Below are 20,331 nucleotides of genomic sequence, written 5' to 3'. Positions count from 1 at the left end.
ATTTTATTGATAAGAATATTCATTTGCCCAAATATACTTTGGACCTGAGCATTTTTCGGCTTTACCTGAGCGGTTCTTTCTTGGGACCGAGCGATTTTCCGTTGGACCTGAGCGTTTTTCGGCTTTACCTGAGCGGCTCTTTCTTGGGGCCGAGCGATTTTCGGGAACACCTGAGCGATTCTCTCTTGGGGTCGAGCGATTTTCCGCTGTATCCGAGCGATTCTACCTTGGACCTGAAGTTTTTCCACTATACCTGACTGCGGTTCTCCCCTGGGCCCATGCACTTTTTAGGATCACCTATCTCCAGGAACTGTACAAAGCTTGATGATACCTGATTGGACCCTTCCTGAACTTATACGGCTATGAAAGTGATTGTCTTCCTATCTGTTTTATGCGGATTACATACCACCAGTATATAGAGTAAATATGAATAATTGATGCAGATTCCCGTTTTTAACAGAGATACTTTTATCCAAAGTTTCATAACTTGTACTTCTAGTCACAAACTAAATCAGCGTAAATTAGATGACAAACTGCTAAAAAGCTCTCAATATCTGCTGATAAATATTTTGCTAGAAAGTAGCTATTGGACATAATATGAGAAAATTCTTGTATGGAATAGCTATGTAATAAATTCTGTTGATAATCAGCCTCAATAATACTTCTTGGCAAAAAGGCAATGCCAAGTCCATGCTTTACAAAATTTTTAATAACTTCGGTTTGATTTATATGCATGCTTTTATAGCGTTTAAATTGTTGCAATACTTGCTGGATGTCTTGCCAATAAGGTGCATATTCATGTGTTAAAATCATTTCCTGCTGCAAAAGTGTAAGTGCATCTGCCTCTTTTTTTGCTATTGGAGCAATTAATTGAAGTGATTCTTGTGCGAGGAGGACAGTATGAAGTTCTCGAGTTGATGTTAGTTTTGATAAACCAATATCTACCTCCCCTGTATAAACCGCCTCTCCTATTTCATTTGACTTTAATAGCTCAATCGAAATTTGGATGGAAGGTTTCTGCTGTTGAAATGTTTGGATGATGGCTGGTAAAGTAGAATTCGCAATTTGAGGTGCAACCCCGATCGTTAAATGGGATGTATAACCATGCAAAAAGGATTCCATATTGTGTATTCCTTCATCAACAGTCATGATCATTTTTTCTGCCTGTTGAAAAAAGTAAGCCCCAAAACGATTTAGTCTCACTTGCTTTCCCTGTCTATCAAATAACGTTGTTTGCAATTCCTTTTCAAGATGCTGTATATGCTTTGATACTGTAGATTGTGTAATAAATCGTAGTTCAGCTGTTTCTCGGAAATTTTCTGTTCTTGCAGCAATTAGAAATGTTCTTATCCATTCTGTTTCCATCCTGACACTCCATTTGTTTTTCATACATTATAACGAAAACTTTTTATATGTTGAAACCTTTTCAAAAAATGTGCGTATGTATAATTATTAATGTCAATTGGAGGAATACAGATGTCGTTTTTTAACAATGTACTTGCAAGTATTGGGGTAGGCTCTGCAACGGTTGATACACGATTAGAGAAAACTACATACAGAGCTGGTGAAATAATGCGTGGCGAGATTATAGTCCGTGGTGGGCAGGTTGAACAGCAAGTCGATACAATTTATTTATCGATCAATACGACCTATATTCGAGAAGCAAATGACAATAAATATACGGAAGTAGCCACTCTACAAAAAATTAAAGTATTAGAGCCATTTATTATTGCAGCAGGCGAAAGGAAGACCTTCCCTATTTCACTTACATTACCATTCGAAACACCAATAACAGCAGGCAAAACCCAAGTATGGATACAAACAGGCCTTGATATTAAAAACGCAGTGGATCCAAGTGACAAGGATTATATTCGTGTCCAACCAACAGAGCTTGCTACACATATCCTAGACGCTATAAGTGCACTTGGTTTTCGTTTGCGTGAAGCAGAATGTGAACAGGCACCAGCTCGATTCCGTGGCTACTATCCATTTATTCAGGAATTTGAATTTGTGCCGACAGGACAATATAGAAATCATTTAGATGAGCTAGAAATTGTTTTTCTATCACAATCTAATCATTCGGCGGAAATATTGTTGCAAATAGACCGTAAAGTTAGAGGCATTGGCAGCTTTTTCGCAGAAGCTCTTGATATGGACGAAAGCTATGTCAGAACCACAATTACCAAGCATGATTTACCAATGATTGAAACGAAACTACAGCAAATTATTGTCAAGCACTTAAAAGGATAAAATAGAAAAACACGGTATGAAAATGAACATCATACCGTGTTTTATTTATGCTGTCACATCACGTTTCATAAAGGACGTATAGCTAATTACAAGGAAAATAACAGCATAAATCGCCAGAACAGTAAGTGAGAATGGCATTGTGATACCTTCTGTCACTGGATTTCCTGATTCATATTGCGTTAAATTAGAATGAGTCAGCCAAATATATTTGACAATTTCATACCGACTTAAGAACATTACAATCATTCCACCTGTAAACGACAAGAACATCGTTAAACCAATAGCTAAAGAACTTGAGCGGAAAACTGAACCTACTAAAAAGGCAAATAACGTTGACATCACAAAGTCACCGCCAGATAATAAGTAATGATACCCCAAGTCACTCCATACCGCTTTTTCGGCTATTTGGCCATTGACCATCTCTAACTCGACTCCTGTACCATTGCCGAATAGTAGGAATCCTACTATGACACTTACTACGACATTAACCACAAATAAAAACAAACCAAATATAAAAGTTGTAATTAATTTGGAGGTTAATATTTTTGCCCGCGACATTGGGCGTGTTAACAGCATTTTAATAGTACCTGTTGAGAATTCACTCGAAACAATACTCGCTGCTGTAATTACTGTAAATAATGTTACTAACTTGAGCATATTACTTGTAAATGACATAAAGCTCGCAAGACTTCCCTCATTTTGAGATGGTACATCATGCGCTAAACGATACTCAGATATCGCAATTTGCTCTTCGAAATATGTTTTATCTGCCGGAGTAAGATCATCTCCTGCCAACATTTCTTTATAGTTGTTAATGGCTTGTTGTTCAGTTTCTTTCCATGAAATATCCTCTGAATTTTTTGTATCATAGTATTTCAACATAATACCAGGTCCAATAATAAAGAGGATTACTAATGCGACCATTGCCCAAGTTCCTTTTTTATACCACAATTTCATCCATTCATTTTGAATTAGCTTCAGCAATTTGGCCACCTCCTGTCATTTCTAAGAATTGGTCCTCTAACGTTTTTTGATGTGGTTGAACAGCGAATAATTGGATTCCTTGATTAACAAAATTTGTAATGAAGGATGGAATATCTTCTTTTTGTATTTCAACCACGTAGCCGCTATTTTCTGAAACAAAATTTATATCAAGCTTTTGAAGAAGCGATTCAGCTTGTTCGTTAGGAGTAGCCTCAATATAATAAAATGAAGAATTATTACTATGAATATCACGAATATCAATTAATTTACCATTTTGAATGACAGCCACCCGATCACACATTAATTCAATTTCAGATAATAGGTGACTAGAAACAAAAACAGAGACACCATCCTCAGTCGCTATTTTCCGTAGATACATACGAAATTCACGAATACCTGCTGGATCAAGACCATTTGTTGGCTCATCTAAAATTAAAAACTTAGGCCGATGAAGCAATGCCTGTGCTAATCCTAAACGTTGACGCATCCCAAGGGAATATGTAGAAACTTTCTCATGAATACGTTTCTCAAGACCCACTTGGTTCACTACCTCTTGAATACGATCCTTTGTTACATTTTTATGCATTCTTGCAAAATGCAATAAGTTTTTATAGCCTGTCATAAATTTATACATTTCAGGGTTCTCTACAATTACGCCAACCTTACTAATTGCCTCCTCATAATTCTCCTGAAGCGAAAGACCATCAATGATAACTTTCCCCTCCGACGGATGCATAAGCCCTGTCATCATACGTATAGTCGTCGTTTTTCCTGCACCATTTGGTCCTAAAAATCCAGTAATTTGTCCTGGATATAAATCGATATTCAATTGCGAAATTAATTGTTTACCACGAATGATTTTTGATAAATTTTGCAATTGAACAATTGGTTGTGTTGTCATTGATTTCATCCTTTCTTATAGTAGGTCTTCATCCATTGCACAGCATCCGTATTCGTCAGATCTCGAATCCTTTCAAGTTCCTCATGTGCAATAATCGAGCCATTTTGTAATAAAATGATTTGATCTAAAATCGGCTCTACCTCATATAGCTCATGGGTGGATAAAAGAATTGTTTGATGTTCCATATCGGTAAATTGAATGAGCCCTTTAATGAGTTGCTCACGAACAATTGGATCAAGCCCAGCGAACGGCTCATCCATTAAATAAAACGGGACCTCTCGCCCAAGTGTTGCAGCCATCTTCATACGACCACGGTTTCCTTTTGATAGCTGCCTTAATCTCATTTTTTTATCGACCTGCAAAAACTCTGCAACGATACAGGCCTTATCATATGAGAAATCCTCGAATTGAGAGGCATAGTACTGAAATAGTTGCTCTCCAGTATAAAAATCGTAAAATAAATCCGTATCTGGTAAGTAGGCAATCTGATTGGCACTTCTACGTGTAACTGGGTTACCATTCAGTAAAACCTCACCGCTTGATGGAAGTAACAAGCCAGCTAATACCTTTAAAAGTGTTGACTTTCCACTACCATTTTCTCCAACTAGGCCAATAATCTGTCCAATTGGTAAAGAATAAGACAAGTCTTGCAGTATTGTTTTTTTCATATAACGAAAAGAAACATTTGAAAGTTGTAGCATTTATCTCACCTCACGATTTATTTTGCAAAACAATTAGCATCTCTTCCTTTGAAAACCCAAGTGCTTCAATAGAGAATAAAAAATTATCTGCTAATTGATTTTTCATAGCTTCTCTCAACAGAACAATTCGCTCTTCATTCGTTGTGATAAATGTACCCTGCCCTCTTTTAGTTTCCGTTATATTCATTGCCTCTAACTCCTTATATACACGTTGCACTGTATTGACATTAACCCCAGTCTCTACTGCATACTCTCGAACAGAAGGAAGTCGGTCCCCAAGCGCTAACTTCCCTTTTAAAACATCTCCACAAATGCGATCAACAAGCTGGCTATAGATTGGTTTATCACGTGAAAAATCAAGTGTCATCGTAAAACCACCTTTTCCAGCCACTTTGTAGCAATGATAAATAGCAATGCGAACAAAATGGTAAGGGCTAGTTCCTCCACTACATACAATGTGCCAAGTCTAATATCCATTGAAGGCAGTTTGGATTTTGGCAAATACTGTTCAAGCCAGCTTAACGAGATACCTATATGTTGGAAAATTTTAACGTATATTATACTTTCAGTAAATCTAAACCATAGATAGATGCATCCAAAATAGGCTCCCATCATAAGGACGATAGCAAAACGACCGATGAAGTACTTCATTTGCAGATAAAATGCTAAAAATAAAAGAATACTTACAAATATCATTAATTGAAACAATGCAATAATGGCTACCACGAATACTAGCAATAGCAATACCTGTCCAAAGCTGGCTATAAAGGCAGCTCTTAATGAATAGATTGCAATACCTGTAAAAAGAATATTAAAAATTGTATATCCTGTTAAAGAAAAAACAATTTTTACACCTATAAGCTGCCGAATGGAGCTTGTTGAGTGTAGCCATATTTCTTTACTTCTTAAATCCAATCGTAAGCTAGCCACAAATTGCAATACAGAATAAAAACCTCCTAAAGCAAGGACTAAAAATGTAAAAGCAAATTGAAGTTGATTTTCCTCTGTAAATCCATTACCGTATCGTTCTATTAAATAAGGAATAACTATGGATATTAAGATTCCTAAAAAGATTCCCACATATAACCATGCCCGAAAGAGCACCCATTCTTTTTTGAATTGCCCAATGAAACTTTTCAACGTAAACACCTCGCGTCATAGTGTACTAGTCAAATATTACACTATGACTTTTTGAATTGCAAGCACCAAAAAGCAAAGGGAAGAATCTGTTTATCAAAGACCCTTCCCTTTGCTTTATTTCATTTTTCCCACTACCTCAACCTTTAATCTAGTCGCATTTTCAGGATGATAGGCAAGTGCTGTTTCTTCCACTTCCACTAATTGAATTGTTTCTGAAAGTGCACCTGCTAAAATCGCCTGTTTCATTGCCTTATCTTGTGGATCCTTTAATGAATCCTCACAAGGCTCTCTTGAATAAATATAAATCTGTTCATATTGACCACTGATTTGAGCGATGAATGCACCAATTGCATTGGCTACCCCACTATACTCTGATTGAACAATATTGGAAACTCCACGAATAGTATTCGGCACAATGACACTGTCTCCTCCAACTAAGACAAGTTGCACCTTGAGATGAAGTTTTCATTTAATCGATAGCCTGCTCAAGAATAGTAGATATTTCTATTATTTTTACTAAAATCTGTATGTTTGAAATCTTTATTTTTTATTCTTTTCTGTTGATTTTATATTTATTAAGCTAACAATACTAATAACCGCAATTCCATACATAATAGTTTTATTGCCTTCGCCCCAACTACGCATTTTGTTAAACTCCTATTTTTCTTAAGTAAAAAAGTGGAATTAATAATTTTGATCCGGCAGATAACTTACTAGCAACAGAAAAATCTACTAGAGCTTGACCTTTAGCCCTTTGTTGTTACTGCCTTTTTCAGTTGTTATGTAAACCATTATTATTTTATAATGAGCATTTTCTTACTAGGCTTTTTTAAAAGCCCTTTTTCCAGTTAGTTACTTCCCTCTTAGTTGGGAGATTTACTGCCCGTAAACGTCCGATTGGTGAAAGCTAATAATCAGTGGGGATGAAGAAAATCTCCACTGATTTAAGTTTCATTTTATATCTACCACGACATTTTTAAGGTACTCATCAAGATTCCCTTTATCTACAATCTGCATAATAGTTGAACGTTCTTCCCTGTTCTCTAAAGCTTTAATGATTAAATCCCCAACGTTTGAATAGTAATGCAACCAGTCGAAAAAGTTGTTCACATTCGTCGTTACTTCATTCACACCATGGAAGCTGTACACGGTACCAAACACATCTACCATATCATTCATCCATCTACTATAAGCCTCGTAACGATTTTCATTATGCAAAATTGTCTGAAGCCGTTTCGCAGGCATTACTTCTGTAAAGACCACTAGTTCTGTATTTGGGAATGCATCTTTTATAGCTTGAAGCCTTTTTCGATAGTCGATATCGTACATAAAAGGCTTGGCTGTCTCTGCTTTAAAATTCTTCTGGAATTTTTGCCACCCCTGCTCCATATCATCATTTGAATACGTAGTTTGTGCAATATTATTACGTGTGTAACTGCGAGCACCATTGTAATGATTTGCTTTTGAAATATCATAATTAAAAAGAGCATAATGCATCGTGCTTGCTGAAAATAAGGACTTTATTGCATAAAAAGGTGCCTCCGACGTCTCGATATAAGTTTGCGGCGGATTCGATTTATTAGGTTTTCCAGCATTCGCTGAATCAAAATATAACTCAATAAAAATTCTCTTAAACGGCTTTCTATTTTTCTTTTCAGCATATTTCATGTAAGGTAAATATTCTTTAATATGCAGACCGCTCATTGAATAATTATAAACTTTTTCTTTTGTAAAAGCCCTCTCATCAAGATACGTAATCCTGCTCGTTCCAATTAACAAACTATCATAGTTAAAATCATGGCTATTCATATAATTAGTTTTTAATTGTCTTTCATCAAAGCCAAGCTGATAGTCGTTAAAGTCATTCGCATGTGTGTAATTCCAAAGAGGGTCAATATAATAATTAAAACCCATAATTCCGTAAACAGGTAATCCTGTTACTATGAAAGATGCGGCAAATAATTTTATTAACCATTTTTTAGGATCCAAGTTCATTCACACCTATATTTAGAAATTAAAATATAAAAATATACTATTTTTTTGCATATAGTAAATCGATACTAGTACTAGTGCAATCATAAATTGCGTATAAATGATTGCTCCCCAATTAAATTTCATCTTATCCATTAATTGAATAGAATTTAATGCCGTAAATGCAATAACAAGTGTAATTAAGAGTCCTACAACAATCACTATTGGATTACTGAATGATAGTCCCAAAATATTAAAGGCTTCCATTTGAACAAAATTAGTGTGCGGCTCCGTAAAGAAATTAGATATAGCTACCATGTTTGGCGTTAACATTTTGGCTATAATAGTATTCGCTTGCTCAATACTTGTTGCACGGAAATATACCCAAGTGATATTAACAAATTGGAAAGTCATAAACCACGAAAGTAAATACGGAAGCTTAATACCTGTTCTACTAAAAAGTCTCACAACAACAGACGCAAAGCCATGAAGAAGTCCCCATAAAATAAAATTCCATCCTGCACCATGCCAAAATCCACTGATGAAGAAAATAATTAATATATTTATATAGGTTCTAAAAGCCCCTTTATGACTACCACCTAATGGAAAATATACATATGTAGTTAAAAACCGGTTCAACGTCATATGCCACTTTTTCCAAAACTCCTGAATATTACGTGCTTTATAAGGAGAGTAGAAATTTACTGGCAGTTTAATATTAAATAATAATGCTAAACCGATCGCCATATCAGAATACCCACTAAAATCATAATAAAGTTGCACTGTATATGATAATGAGGTAATCCAAGCTTCTATAAAACTTAAGTTACTATAATTGGCAAAGCCTTCATTCGCCCATACGCCAACCGTATCAGCAATAACAACCTTCTTGACTAAACCAATTGCAAAAATAAATAAACCTCGTGCAACATGTTCATGAATAATTTTACGATTTCCCTTAGTATCATACTGTGGAAGCATTTCATCATGTTGAACAATTGGCCCTGCAATTAACTGCGGGAAAAACAAAATGAACAGGGCATAATGACTAAATTTATAATGAGCTGTTCCATCACGATAACTATCAACAATAAAAGCAATCTGTTGGAATGTAATAAAACTAAGTCCTAACGGTAGCAATAAGTGCAGCAGTGCAAAATTTGTACCAAATAAACTATTTATATTACCAATAAAGAAATCGGTATATTTATAGTAACAAAGAATTAAAATATTGAAGATGACGCCAATAATCATATACGTTTTTCTCGAACGACTATTGGTATTATTAATCACCCGACTTAAAGCAAAGTTTACAACTATTGAGATCGTGATGATTATTAAATAAGTTAACTTAAAATAGCCGTAAAAAAGCAAAGAGCTCAGTACTAACCAATAAATTGCAATTTGCTGGTTCCTGCAACGGTTTAATAAAAAATAGACAATAAATGTTATAGGTAAAAACAAGAAAATAAATTCAAAGGAATTAAAAAGCATTGCACCACTTCCCTAATAGCCATTCCTTTATATTCAAAATTTAAGACTCCTCACCACAATTTATGGTTAATTCCGAGGCACTTACCTAAGGGAGTTCGCTAGCGCTTCAGGGGTCTCATCTTTAACGCTTTGAACTGCACCCGAAATAGTCGTCCAGCCCCTACAATCAAGCTAAAACACGACATACGTTTAACAAGAACAAAATTATGGATCCCTGTATATATTAACCATACAATTGGAATTAGTTATAGCTGATTTTCCTTAAAGGGAAGGTTTATCTAAGATAAACCTTCCCAGATGTTAATAAAACTGTTGTTAAAAAGAAGTACAAATGGCCAAGTAAAAGAGGGTATATTGTGCGGAGATAAGAAAGGAATATCTCTAAATCATTTTCAATGACTTTTGGAACAACCCCAAATTCCATTACCTATTGAGGTAGATATTCTTGGCCGTTTATCGTTACTTTAGAAGCTGAGATTAGAATTTTTTTATTTGCTGTAAAATATGGTTCTAAAATTTTGTGAAATTCTTCCCATTTGCCTTCTTCTTTATCAAGCTCCTCTTTTTTATTAAGTGCTCTGGCTTCTTCATAAAGCTGTTTTAATTGCTTGCTATCTGTTTCACTAACCTCGAAATTAAAGTCAGCCATATATTCTTCAAATGTTGGGGGATTATAGAATTGACCAAGGATTTCATCGAATTCATTCCATAGCTTATCAGACAATTCTTTATTTCCATCTTTATCTGCTTCTCGAGCATTCTCAAAGATTGTTTTTAGTTTTGCTAAAGTTTCAGCAGGAATTTCTGATTCTAGGCCATCTAAAGTTTCTTCAAAAGTTTGTGGTGGATAGAGCTCATCCAAATATGGTTTAAGGATTTTATCAAACTCTTCATATTTTTCTTTAGCTTTTTCTTCATTACCGCTTTTTTCAAGCTTTACCCATTCTTCATAAATAGCTTTAAGCTGTTTTTTATCGTTTTCTTTAATTACTATGTTACTTTCATTAAATCCATATTCTTCTTCTATAAATTCATCAAATGATTTTGGCTGCCAATTAGCCAATATATATGGCTTTTTAATTTTATACATTTCGTCATAAATTTTATCCCATTTCTCGAGTTTCTTTTCTATCTCTTCAACTGAATAATCACCTTCATTTGTTTCTTTTTCTATCTTCTTCATTTCATTAAACAACTTTTCTAATGTTGTTAAATCTTCTTTTGTTACCTCTTTAGGTAGGTCTTTTTTATAAGCTTCAAATGTATTGAAGTCATTATGATTTTCTACAACATTGCCTTCTACAGAGATTTCTTGTCCCTCTACCAATCTCATTTTTTCTAGTTGTTCAGTAGAAAAATTACTGAAACTAATAAAATAATTTTTACCATCTTGTCCTTTAAGGTTCATTCCATAATAGGGAAAGATATCTTTAATAGTCCCTTTAATTTGTTGTTCCTTTTGAACTGATGCTTCAATTGTTTTTTCTGCTGATGCAGCTCCTGCTTGAAGTGGCGTTAGAACAGCCATTCCTATAGTAAGTGCTGAAGCAATCATCCAAGTTTTTTTAATAGTTTTTTTCATTGTTAACTCAATTCTCCTATCGAAAAGTATTTGTTTTACACTAATTAGACCCATTTACCATATGAAAACGTTCATTTAAAATTTAAAAAATAAAGAAGAAAACTAAAAAAAAAACATCCGGTCCTGCACCCCTAAGTCAAAAATCTAACTTTAGGGGTGTTTTTTATATGGCGCAATACAGTGAAGAATTCAAAATAAATGTGGTGTGAACATATGAAAGGTCCTTTAGGTTAGCGAAAAAACATGACATACCAAATCATTCGGAAATAAAGCGTTGGGTACGTGCCTATAAAGAAATTGGAGAAGTTGGATTACGTAGAAAAGTAACAAAACAGACATACTCTATTTATTTCAAGCTTAATGTATTACACTTTATGAAACAAACAGGTGCTTCTTATCAAGATACAGCGATTGAATTTAACATGAATAATATAGCGTTAATAGCGAATTGGAACAGTAAATTTTTGTAGGAAGGGATAGAAGGCCTGCAAGAAAAAGCAAAGAAATGGCCACCTATGACTAAAAATAAATCTGTTAAACAACTAAATACAATGTCTCGTGAAGAACAGCTAGAACGTGAAAATGAGCTGCTCCGATTAGAGATTGCGTACTTAAAAAAGTTATGCTTTCGAGGCGAATCTGGATGCCTTCCTCAAGAGATGTATTACGATGAAGTAGAACGTACGGGGGCAACTAATTAAAGAAAAGTTATGGATGTTTCGGCATAAGTATTATGATTCTACCGGAAAGCGTTGGGAGAAGAAAAAAAGCGGCTTTAAAATAGAAAAAGCAGCATTGAAAGCGCTCATGGAAGTAAACGCTGCAACACTGTGCGGTGAAACAAAACATATAGGATAACATTTTTGAGGGTAATTTCTACACTCTGTAAATGCTCTGGTAGTAAGGAACCTTTTCTAATGTTTCCTTTACAAAATGATCATTCACTTTCTGATTATGAACGATCGCTTCCATGACTTCATAGATTACCTCGTTATAACGAAGAGAATAATCATTTTTTGGCATGCAAATAATGATAAAATCCTGGGCATCTGCTAATTGCAGCACTCTGGGATTTCAGGTAAAACAATCCCAACATAATATAAAATTAGACCTAATTCCCCAAGATCATGTAAGTACTGAATCATTTCACATTGTTTATCAACACCATCCCGAACAGAATAAAAAGAGCTAATCACAAGCTCCTCTAAATGAAGGCAATTGCAAGACATCCTTTTCCGTTAACCCAATTTAAGTCACCACTATCTTTTCTATAAATTCTCTTGTAAAACAAAACAGACATTCTTCCTAAAACCACAATCTCTAATGTGTTTCAAAAAACTGTGTTTAAGTGGGTATGGTTGATAGAGCTGACAGAAAGATAGTGGTAGAATAATCTATAAGTTTATGAATAAGTGAGGAAAATAACGATGTCCAAGGTAAAAAAAATAGATGACTCATTTGGAAAAAAGATACGTGAAAATCTTCAGGCCGATTGTCAAAATTGTTTTGCACTATGCTGCACAGCTTTAAATATTGTTGCTTCCAGCGATTTTGCGATGAATAAACCTGCTGGTATCCCCTGTCAAAACTTAAAAACTGACTTTAGCTGCCAAATTCATGGTAATCTTAGGGACAAGGGGTTTAAGGGATGTACCGTTTTTGATTGCTTAGGGGCAGGGCAAAAGGTTTCGCAAACAACCTTTCATGGACAGGATTGGCGCCAGTATCCTACACATGCTGACACAATGTTTCAAGTGTTTCCAATTATGGAGCAATTATTTGAATTGATTGCTTATACTGCAGAGTCACTATCCTATACGGTTGACCCTCAGTTATATAATAGGTTACTTGAACAATTAGAAAAACTTCAATTAGCTACGGAATTAGATGCAGCAACCTTATTAACAATTGATATTCCTAATTTTAGAATGCCTGTTAATATGTTATTACTAGAAACAAGCACGGAAATTCGTCAACGCTTTATTAAAACAGTCGGTGGAAAAACGTCTCGAAAGTATAGCTATCAAGGGGTTGATTGGATGGGCAAAAATTTAAAGGGCAAGGATTTACGTGCTATGGATCTAAGAGGAGCTTACCTAATTGCAGCTAATCTTCAGCAGGCTGATCTACGAGTAGTCGATTTTATCGGTGCTGATTTACGTGATGCTAATTTACGAGGAGCTGACCTTTCTACAGCTATGTTTTTAACTCAAATGCAGATTAATTCTGCCAAGGGAGATAAGCAGACAAAATTGCCTTCTCACTTAAAACATCCTACTCATTGGCTTAATTAATAAGAAAAAGGTAGATGAACGAGTATTCCTTCATCTACCCTACTATTTATTTTTGTTTCTTTTTATAAATAATTGTTGCTACAACTAGTAACAGTAAAATTGCTTGTCCAAGCATGGTTTCAATCGTAGGATAGAATCCTATGATGCTGACCACAGGCAAGCCATCTACAATTGTAGTTGATACAGTATCTCTTAATTGGAGCGTATGCAGACTGACACCAATAATTTTAAAGGCCAATACATAAATTAACACAGTTGCCACGGCGAAGAATTTATGAATCGGAATTTTTCCACTTGCTTTAAATAATACAAGAGCAAAGATTGCCAAAATAAGAAGAGCGACCACAATTCCTAGCACAAATTGTGAGGTTTCCATTTTTGGAGCAATCCCTGCATAAAATACAAGAGTTTCTGCGCCTTCACGGAAAACGGATAAGAAGCTAATGGTTGCCATGGCAAAGACAGAGCCACTGGAAATAGCACTACCTATTTGTTTAGAAATATAGCGATTCCAGCTTGCAACACTTGATTTACTATGCAACCAGATTCCGACACCAATCATCATAGCCGCAGCAAGTAAGCCTACATAGCCTTCCATTAATTCCCGATTTGTATCAATAGTTGCTGAGTTCAGGATAGTTGACATTAGGATTGCCGCAACAGCAGACAGCAGGATACCAACAAATGTTCCAACATAAATCCATTTGCGCATCTTCTTTTGTCCTGATTTATCTAGGAATGATACCAAGGCCAAGATAATCAGTAGCGCCTCAAGTCCTTCGCGAAGCAATATTAGTGCTGCATCCCATATTGTATAATCCGAATCACCTTGAATAAGCTCGATTTCGGTACGGAAATTTTCTAACTTTTTTGTAATGGCTTCTTTATCAACAGAGGATTTTAATAAATCACTCGCAATAATGGGCATATCACTTTCAATTTTCGTATAAAGACTACCATTTCTTGTTGAGATTTCTATTTCAATACTTGGCCATACTGTAATAAATTCACGAATTTTCTCAGAAGCTGCCTTAAAATCCCCGGCTTCAATGAAATCATTAGCTTCATCAATATAAGCAATTAATGTAGCCAAAGAAAATTCTCCTTCTACTACTTCCGCTGTTTCTTTGCCTGCCACAAAATCATTAATCGTTTGCTTTAAATCTGCAAATTGAGATTGCATTAGATTAATATCAGGCTCTTCAGCAGAAATAGAGATACGCAGAAATGCCATTTGTGTTTCAATTTGCCCATACATCGCAATACTTTGCTCACGTACTGGTCGCTCACTTTTATTCCATTTTATATTAAAATCCTTGTAGGCTTCATCTATAGCCTGAATGTCCCCACTGGCTAAAGCTTTTTCAAAGTCTGCTATGATTGGCTTCATCTTTTGTCCAAACTCTACACGCTGTGCCGCTTCGTCTACAGGATTTTCAAGTTTTTCTAAGTTTCGTAGTGCATTGGACAGTGCAGAAAGTGCCTCCAAACGTTCATTTTTTGAAGTTGCTTCCGTTGCTTGCAAAAGAATCTCATCAACCTTTGCCTTTGCCTCTTTTTGCTCTGAAGTGACCTTAGCCCAGTCTGTGGCAAATTGTTCAAGTGCCTGCTTTGCCTCAGCTTCATTATCCTGCTTCGTATTCATCAGTGCATCACTAATCGCAATATATAAATGACTATAGGATTGCGCAGCTTGCACAGGTACAGCTAAAGACAGGATTATACAAATAATCAAACTACAGCGCGTTAAAAAGTGCTTCACCTAAATAACTCCCCTTTTGTACACCAGGGAAGCATGCAAACACAGCACTGCCTCGATGGGTAATGTATTCATTCATTTTATCCATTCGTCCTAAACTATTTTGAATGGCTGTAAATTGTGCTGGGTCTTTTTGAAAAGAAATGAATATTAGCCCTGCATCATGTGCACCAGTATTTGACATAACACCTGATGCATAAGAATAAGAGCGACGTAAAATACGGGCACCAGATTTCCGTGCCAAATGTACATGCGATGTATCTGGCATAATATATTCACCCTTACTATCCTTTGCCTCGACATCGAAATCATCAAATTCCTTCGTTTTTCCAAACGGAGCACCACTATCACGATAGCGCCCAAATGTTGCTTCCTGATCCTTTAAAGATGTACGATCCCATGTTTCAAGGTGCATTTGTACTTTACGTGCAATTAAATAAGAGCCACCTTGTAGCCAGCCTTTATCAACCCAAACAACCTCATTTAAATCTTTCTCATCTGTAATCGCCGGATTCACAGTGCCATCCTTAAATGCAAAGAGATTTCGTGGTGTTCCTCCACCAGCAGGAAACGAGTTAAAGCCTGCCTGCGACCATTTAATCTCTACTTTACCAGAGGCTGCACGTACTAAATTACGCACTGCATGGAATGCTACCTGCGGATCATCTGCACAGGCTTGAATACAAAGATCACCACCCGTAAATTCTTTTTGTAGCTGATCTTTCGGGAAATGTGGTAAATCCTTTAACTCCGCGGGCTTCAGATGCTGGATACCAAGCTTCTCAAACAAAGACGGCCCTGCACCGATTGTAATGGATAAATTGGAAGCATCTAAGCCATCCGCTTCCCCAGTATCGCCTGTTGGAACTCTAGTATTCGTTGTTAAATCAACCATTAATTCACCATTCATTAAACGTACAACAAGAGGTGTCCATAGTTTGAACAACTCTTGAAGGTCTTTCTTAGATGTAAATAAAACATCCAAAGAAGCAAAATAAATATTAGTTTGAACAGGCGTAGTGATACCCGATTGATGCTTTCCGTAGAATTTAACTTTATTGCTAACAGTAGTGCTGTCTGCAACAGGCTCAAAGACATCATAGCCCATTACTTTCATAACACCACCTAAGCCAGAGGCACCGATTGCCGCACCTGCAACACCAATACCTGTAAGTTTTAACATTTCACGTCTAGATATTTTTTTATCGATCCATTTTTCATCGTTTGACGCTGTCATTATATATCACTCCAAAATAATGCCCATTTGACTTAATGGTTCACCAAGTTGATTAACAGCTGCCGCAAGTGCCTTTGTATTTTCCTCCGTTAACTCCTCATAGGAAACAAAGCTACCATCAGCTGTTGCATGCTGTGCTAATAAGTCATCCACCGCTTTGAATTTTTCATCTAATGTTGCTACTAGCTCTTTGTCTTTCGCCTCTAATTTAGGACGTAGGATTTCAAAGATTTTTTCTGCGCCTTCGATATTAGCCTTAAAGTCATAAAGGTCAGTATGAGAGTAGATTTCTTCTTCACCAGAGATTTTTGATGTTGAAACCTCATTTAATAAATCAACAGCACCAGTGATCATTAAATCTGGTGTCACTTCAACTGTTTGAACTAATGCATGTAATTCCTTTGCATCTGCTAATAATTGATCTGCAATTGCTTCAAAGCCTGCTGTTTTATTTTCTACCCATAGTGCATGTTCAAGCTTATGATAGCCCGTCCATTCTTCTTCACCTTTACCTTCTTCTTGAATATCGGCTAAACGACCGTCGATTCGTGGGTCAAGGTCACCAAAGCTTTCTGCGATTGGCTCAGAACGCTCGAAATACATACGTGCTGGTGCATAAGCTGCTTTCGCCCCTTCAATGTCGCCCGCTTTAAATAAATTCACAAATTTTTCAGTTTCCAGTAGGAATTGATCCATCTGCTCTAAAGCAAACTTTTGATAGGCTGATAGTTCTGCAGATAAATCCACTTCTTCTTTTGCCGTCTCTGCTTGTTCTGTTTTTGGCTTTTCATCTTTTTTTGCTTCATCTGTACTGCCACAGCCGGTCATAATAATACCGCCTGCAACTAATACTGACAATAACGATGTTTTCTTCATGCAAAAATACCCACTTCCGAATTAGTTTATATTGAGAATGATAATGATTATCATATTTGATTGCAAGAAGTATTTTTATTTAAAGAAAAAAACGTCATTTTGTAGTTGGATTTTATACACAACTAGAAAAAAGACGTTTTTTCTACAATATAATGATTCTAATCTATGAAATTCTTGCTTGTTTCAAGTTTTCATATTTTCCATATAAGAAATAATAAAGCACAATTGACAATAATATAACAAATATCATTGAGAAGAAAATGGTACTGTAGCCCTTTGAAGGAACAAAGAACCCTAAGAAATATGGACCAACACCTAAGCCTAAATCATACAAAATAAAGTATGTAGATGTCGCAAGTCCTAAACGTTCATTGGGTGTCACCTTAATGGCTATTGCTTGTGCTACAGAATTGAAGTTCCCATAGCCAACACCAATACAAGCAGCAGCGATTAAAAAGGCTATTGTAGTTGTGGCTGAGCTAAAGGTATACATTCCTATCGCAAAAATCACTAGACAGGGATAAATAATAATATTTGCTCCTCTAGCATCTAATAATTTACCTGTAAATGGACGAGTTGCCAAAATCACAACGGCATAGATAATAAAGAAATAGCTTCCTGCTGTCACCAAATCAAGCTCTTTTGCGTAAAACGTCATAAAGGACATTACACCAGAGTAGGCAAAACCAATAACAAGCGCAACAAACGCAATTGGTAATGCGCGCATCTCAATAAAGTTTGAAACCTTAAAGCCAGCTTTCACTGTTGCTTCTGTTGCTTTCTTAGGTATGAATGGCACTGTTACCATGAAATACATAAAAAAACAAATAATCGCTAAAACTGAGTCAACAGCAAAAATCATACGATAATCCTCAAACAACTGTGTTAAAAGAATCCCAATAAATGGACCAATGGCAGTGGCTAAAATAGCACTTAAACTGTAATAGCCAATTCCTTCTCCACGTCGTTCAGTCGGTAATATTTGTGCAATAATTGTTCCAGTTGCTGTACTTGCTACACCAAGTGCAATTCCTTGTACTAAACGATTCAGCATTAGTAAAGGAAGATTTCCTGCTATAAAATAGGATATTGTTGACAGCATAAATAATAATAATCCGCAAAACAATGTTTTTTTACTACCCCAGTCACCAATTATACGACCTGTACCGAGGCGCCCAAATAATGTCCCGATAATAAAAATACTTGATACTAGCCCTGCTGTACTTGTTGAGGCTTGGAATTGCTCCACCGCATAGGCTGCAATCGTCACAATTAATAAATAGAAAATTAAGGTAATCGTAAAATTGATAAGGGAGACGATTAAAAAGTCCTTTGTCCAAAGTTTCTGTCTTGTTGCTTCCACATTGCTCTCTCCTATTGATTAATATTCATACAAATTCTTGCTAAAACCTGTGTCGCAATTTCAATATCTTGCTGGGGTACACCTGCAAGTGCCTGCTCAAAGAAAGGGCTCAGCTGCGACTTTATCTCCTGCACAAGCTCTTCTCCATACGTCGATAAGTGAACAAGCTTTTCACGCTTATCCTTACCCACTACCGTTTCCACATAGCCCAGCTCCACAAGCTTATGGACAAGCTTCGTTACACTCGGCTTCTCTATAGACATGAAATTAGCAATATCTACAAATGAATGAGGGCCTTTATCCTTTAAGAAACGAAGTACAGCCCATTGCGAGCTATATAATTGATATGTTTCAAGTTGAACATTCAACTGATTGATAAACGGCCTATACATTAAACGGTATTGATTGAAGAATTCCTGTTCCACCGTCATAAAATCACTTCCTTTATATTAGTTAGCCTAGCTAACTATATACCTAAAATATTTATTTGTCTAGTAGCGCCTGATGGAGTATCAGGTAAATAAGCAACTACTTGTGCGTTTCCATCACTTTTAACGTTCTATCCTTCACTTTGCGCGCTCTATCCACTACTTTTTAAATTCTATCCTTCACTTCTCACGCGCTATCCAACTACTTATGCGTTTCCCCCACTTTTAAACTTCTATCCTTCACTTTGCGTGCTCTATCCGCTACTTTTTAAATTCTATCCCCCACTTCTCACACGCTATCCATCTCTATCCTCCTAAACTGCAAACACCTAATCCAAAATCCAATACTTTCTATGCCTTTTTATCCCCTCCGCTTTCAGAGGTAGTTGCTGCAACAACTTGTATGCCAGGTTTGGAGAATCGATGGCAAAGAACTCGCAAAAGCTTTTATTTGTTAGCTTTGTGCCAATTAATAATCGATAGTCCTCAAGCGTCCTAATCAAAGCATCACGATCCACTAATCCACACCTTGGGCAAAGCCATTTTTTGTAGTGATATCTTAATGGCTGACCATCCACACAATTTGTACATAACACTCCTTTCACAATATCCCTGAGAGGTACATTTATCTCTCTTTTAACCCTTGTGTGCATAGTCAAGAGAAGGTTGGCAAAACGAAACAGATCTTCTCCTTTCTTTACGCTGGGTTGATGCAGCTCTAACCATTTTTGCATTCGGGAGCGTAATCCCGTCACATGAAATATAGGTTGACGCTTAAAATCTTCTGTCAAGATACCATTCTTCGTTGCCAACACTACGGCATGTAGAATGGGTAAGCTAAGGCGTTCTTGTTGGATCAGCCTTTTCATCCATGCCACATGCCGCTCTAGTTGCTGAAATGGGTCAGACATTGCTTCCACAGTGCCATCTGCTGTTGTCCTTATAAATTGAGCGAAAGATGCATCATAGGAGAGGATTCCTGTGATATTTTTAATCTCTAGGATGAGTAAAAAGTGTGGACAGAGAAAAATGGTGTCCATTTGGTGAGTAGAACCGGCGTGATTTATCACTTGAAAATCATGGAGAATATAATGAGGGGATGGTAAATCTAATTCCTGCCATTCTGCATCAACGCGCTGTTCGCCAGCGAAGCCTGCCTTGATGCGTCGTAAATGCTCATTATAATTGAAGTACTCATTGTAGGTTCTAGGCAGTCTCCTTACAATTACCTCTAGTATTTTCTGTAACTCCGAAGTTTGACGTGCTAATAAAATCATTTTTCCACCTCCTACCATGATTATACAAAAAAAGAACCTCCACAAATGAGGTTCCTAAAAATTTGAAATACAAA

Annotated in this window: 19 protein-coding genes and 1 pseudogene; 4 read left to right on the top strand and 16 right to left on the bottom strand. The window is 36.3% G+C overall.

The features are described 5' to 3' along the window. Window positions 1-495: 495 nt before the first annotated feature. Complete coding sequence (locus QNH24_RS10270; RefSeq protein WP_283871987.1) at window positions 496-1,365, bottom strand: LysR family transcriptional regulator; 870 nt, start codon at window positions 1,363-1,365, stop codon at window positions 496-498. A 111-nt stretch (window positions 1,366-1,476) separates the two neighbouring features. Between QNH24_RS10270 and QNH24_RS10265 the strand changes: the two genes are divergently transcribed. Then, on the top strand, window positions 1,477-2,250 hold the full coding sequence (locus tag QNH24_RS10265) for a sporulation protein (protein ID WP_283871985.1): 774 nt from the start codon (window positions 1,477-1,479) through the stop codon (window positions 2,248-2,250). A gap of 45 nt (window positions 2,251-2,295) precedes the next feature. Here QNH24_RS10265 and QNH24_RS10260 read toward each other — a convergent pair whose 3' ends face one another. The 9 genes from QNH24_RS10260 to QNH24_RS10220 all read right to left on the bottom strand — a co-directional run bounded on the left by QNH24_RS10260 (window position 2,296) and on the right by QNH24_RS10220 (window position 11,023). Next, window positions 2,296-3,243, bottom strand: a complete 948-nt coding sequence (locus tag QNH24_RS10260) for an ABC transporter permease (protein ID WP_283871984.1) — start codon at window positions 3,241-3,243, stop codon at window positions 2,296-2,298. Then, the gene (locus QNH24_RS10255) at window positions 3,212-4,135 is read right to left on the bottom strand and encodes an ABC transporter ATP-binding protein (protein WP_283871982.1); all 924 of its coding nucleotides are present in this window, start codon (window positions 4,133-4,135) and stop codon (window positions 3,212-3,214) included. Before QNH24_RS10255 ends, QNH24_RS10260 begins: the two co-directional genes overlap by 32 nt. A gap of 5 nt (window positions 4,136-4,140) precedes the next feature. Continuing rightward, window positions 4,141-4,836, bottom strand: coding sequence for an ATP-binding cassette domain-containing protein (locus tag QNH24_RS10250; protein WP_283871980.1), 696 nt, complete (start codon window positions 4,834-4,836; stop codon window positions 4,141-4,143). Between the two features lie 10 nt (window positions 4,837-4,846). After that, complete coding sequence (locus tag QNH24_RS10245) at window positions 4,847-5,203, bottom strand: GntR family transcriptional regulator (protein WP_054772443.1); 357 nt, start codon at window positions 5,201-5,203, stop codon at window positions 4,847-4,849. Continuing rightward, complete coding sequence (locus QNH24_RS10240) at window positions 5,200-5,985, bottom strand: hypothetical protein (RefSeq protein ID WP_283871978.1); 786 nt, start codon at window positions 5,983-5,985, stop codon at window positions 5,200-5,202. Before QNH24_RS10240 ends, QNH24_RS10245 begins: the two co-directional genes overlap by 4 nt. Window positions 5,986-6,090: 105 nt before the next feature. Further along, window positions 6,091-6,390: a hypothetical protein gene (locus tag QNH24_RS10235; protein ID WP_283871976.1), complete on the bottom strand. Its 300-nt coding sequence runs from the start codon at window positions 6,388-6,390 to the stop codon at window positions 6,091-6,093. 537 nt (window positions 6,391-6,927) lie between these two features. Next, window positions 6,928-7,965 carry a hypothetical protein gene (locus QNH24_RS10230; protein ID WP_283871974.1) on the bottom strand — a complete coding sequence of 346 codons (1,038 nt, stop codon included), beginning with the start codon at window positions 7,963-7,965 and terminating at the stop codon, window positions 6,928-6,930. Between the two features lie 18 nt (window positions 7,966-7,983). Continuing rightward, entirely contained in the window at window positions 7,984-9,441 is a 1,458-nt protein-coding gene (locus QNH24_RS10225) for an MBOAT family O-acyltransferase (protein ID WP_283871972.1), read from the bottom strand. A 427-nt stretch (window positions 9,442-9,868) separates the two neighbouring features. Next, window positions 9,869-11,023: a hypothetical protein gene (locus QNH24_RS10220; protein ID WP_283871970.1), complete on the bottom strand. Its 1,155-nt coding sequence runs from the start codon at window positions 11,021-11,023 to the stop codon at window positions 9,869-9,871. A gap of 515 nt (window positions 11,024-11,538) precedes the next feature. On the opposite strand from QNH24_RS10220, the gene QNH24_RS10215 reads away from it, so the two are divergent. The 3 genes and pseudogenes from QNH24_RS10215 to QNH24_RS10205 all read left to right on the top strand — a co-directional run bounded on the left by QNH24_RS10215 (window position 11,539) and on the right by QNH24_RS10205 (window position 13,317). After that, window positions 11,539-11,724, top strand: a complete 186-nt coding sequence (locus QNH24_RS10215) for a hypothetical protein (RefSeq protein WP_283871968.1) — start codon at window positions 11,539-11,541, stop codon at window positions 11,722-11,724. After that, window positions 11,720-11,875 (top strand): annotated as a pseudogene (locus QNH24_RS10210) (Arm DNA-binding domain-containing protein); the annotation flags it as partial. The gene QNH24_RS10215 and the pseudogene QNH24_RS10210, both read left to right, overlap by 5 nt. A 575-nt stretch (window positions 11,876-12,450) precedes the next feature. After that, complete coding sequence (locus QNH24_RS10205; protein WP_283871967.1) at window positions 12,451-13,317, top strand: pentapeptide repeat-containing protein; 867 nt, start codon at window positions 12,451-12,453, stop codon at window positions 13,315-13,317. Between the two features lie 46 nt (window positions 13,318-13,363). Here the strand turns inward: QNH24_RS10205 and QNH24_RS10200 are convergent, their stop codons facing one another. The 6 genes from QNH24_RS10200 to QNH24_RS10175 all read right to left on the bottom strand — a co-directional run bounded on the left by QNH24_RS10200 (window position 13,364) and on the right by QNH24_RS10175 (window position 20,257). Next, window positions 13,364-15,079: an FTR1 family iron permease gene (locus QNH24_RS10200; RefSeq protein WP_283871966.1), complete on the bottom strand. Its 1,716-nt coding sequence runs from the start codon at window positions 15,077-15,079 to the stop codon at window positions 13,364-13,366. Next, window positions 15,054-16,313 (bottom strand): iron uptake transporter deferrochelatase/peroxidase subunit, encoded by a 1,260-nt coding sequence (gene efeB, locus QNH24_RS10195; RefSeq protein ID WP_283871964.1) that lies wholly within the window; start codon window positions 16,311-16,313, stop codon window positions 15,054-15,056. The genes QNH24_RS10200 and efeB overlap by 26 nt, the downstream gene beginning before the upstream one ends. Before the next feature lie 6 nt (window positions 16,314-16,319). After that, complete coding sequence (gene efeO / locus QNH24_RS10190) at window positions 16,320-17,189, bottom strand: iron uptake system protein EfeO (RefSeq protein WP_283871962.1); 870 nt, start codon at window positions 17,187-17,189, stop codon at window positions 16,320-16,322. A gap of 163 nt (window positions 17,190-17,352) precedes the next feature. Continuing rightward, window positions 17,353-18,552 (bottom strand): MFS transporter, encoded by a 1,200-nt coding sequence (locus tag QNH24_RS10185; protein ID WP_283871960.1) that lies wholly within the window; start codon window positions 18,550-18,552, stop codon window positions 17,353-17,355. An 11-nt stretch (window positions 18,553-18,563) separates the two neighbouring features. Further along, the gene (locus QNH24_RS10180) at window positions 18,564-18,983 is read right to left on the bottom strand and encodes a MarR family winged helix-turn-helix transcriptional regulator (RefSeq protein ID WP_283871958.1); all 420 of its coding nucleotides are present in this window, start codon (window positions 18,981-18,983) and stop codon (window positions 18,564-18,566) included. Between the two features lie 326 nt (window positions 18,984-19,309). Then, window positions 19,310-20,257, bottom strand: a complete 948-nt coding sequence (locus QNH24_RS10175) for a nuclease-related domain-containing protein (protein ID WP_283871956.1) — start codon at window positions 20,255-20,257, stop codon at window positions 19,310-19,312. Window positions 20,258-20,331: the final 74 nt, after the last annotated feature.

The organism is Lysinibacillus pakistanensis, assembly GCF_030123245.1.
GTDB classification, from domain to species: Bacteria; Bacillota; Bacilli; order Bacillales_A; family Planococcaceae; genus Lysinibacillus; species Lysinibacillus pakistanensis.
Note: the sequence above shows the minus strand (reverse complement) of the source record. Positions and strands in the feature narration are given on the sequence as shown.

Bases quoted from the DNA above. Each gene is read 5' to 3' on its own strand.
- QNH24_RS10270 (WP_283871987.1), bottom strand. From the start codon at position 1,365: ATGGAAACAGAATGGATAAGAACATTTCTAATTGCTGCAAGAACAGAA.
- QNH24_RS10265 (WP_283871985.1), top strand. From the start codon at position 1,477: ATGTCGTTTTTTAACAATGTACTTGCAAGTATTGGGGTAGGCTCTGCA.
- QNH24_RS10255 (WP_283871982.1), bottom strand. From the start codon at position 4,135: ATGACAACACAACCAATTGTTCAATTGCAAAATTTATCAAAAATCATT.
- QNH24_RS10250 (WP_283871980.1), bottom strand. From the start codon at position 4,836: ATGCTACAACTTTCAAATGTTTCTTTTCGTTATATGAAAAAAACAATA.
- QNH24_RS10245 (WP_054772443.1), bottom strand. From the start codon at position 5,203: ATGACACTTGATTTTTCACGTGATAAACCAATCTATAGCCAGCTTGTT.
- QNH24_RS10225 (WP_283871972.1), bottom strand. From the start codon at position 9,441: ATGCTTTTTAATTCCTTTGAATTTATTTTCTTGTTTTTACCTATAACA.
- QNH24_RS10220 (WP_283871970.1), bottom strand. From the start codon at position 11,023: ATGAAAAAAACTATTAAAAAAACTTGGATGATTGCTTCAGCACTTACT.
- QNH24_RS10215 (WP_283871968.1), top strand. From the start codon at position 11,539: ATGACTAAAAATAAATCTGTTAAACAACTAAATACAATGTCTCGTGAA.
- QNH24_RS10205 (WP_283871967.1), top strand. From the start codon at position 12,451: ATGTCCAAGGTAAAAAAAATAGATGACTCATTTGGAAAAAAGATACGT.
- efeB (WP_283871964.1), bottom strand. From the start codon at position 16,313: ATGACAGCGTCAAACGATGAAAAATGGATCGATAAAAAAATATCTAGA.
- efeO (WP_283871962.1), bottom strand. From the start codon at position 17,189: ATGAAGAAAACATCGTTATTGTCAGTATTAGTTGCAGGCGGTATTATT.
- QNH24_RS10180 (WP_283871958.1), bottom strand. From the start codon at position 18,983: ATGACGGTGGAACAGGAATTCTTCAATCAATACCGTTTAATGTATAGG.
- QNH24_RS10175 (WP_283871956.1), bottom strand. From the start codon at position 20,257: ATGATTTTATTAGCACGTCAAACTTCGGAGTTACAGAAAATACTAGAG.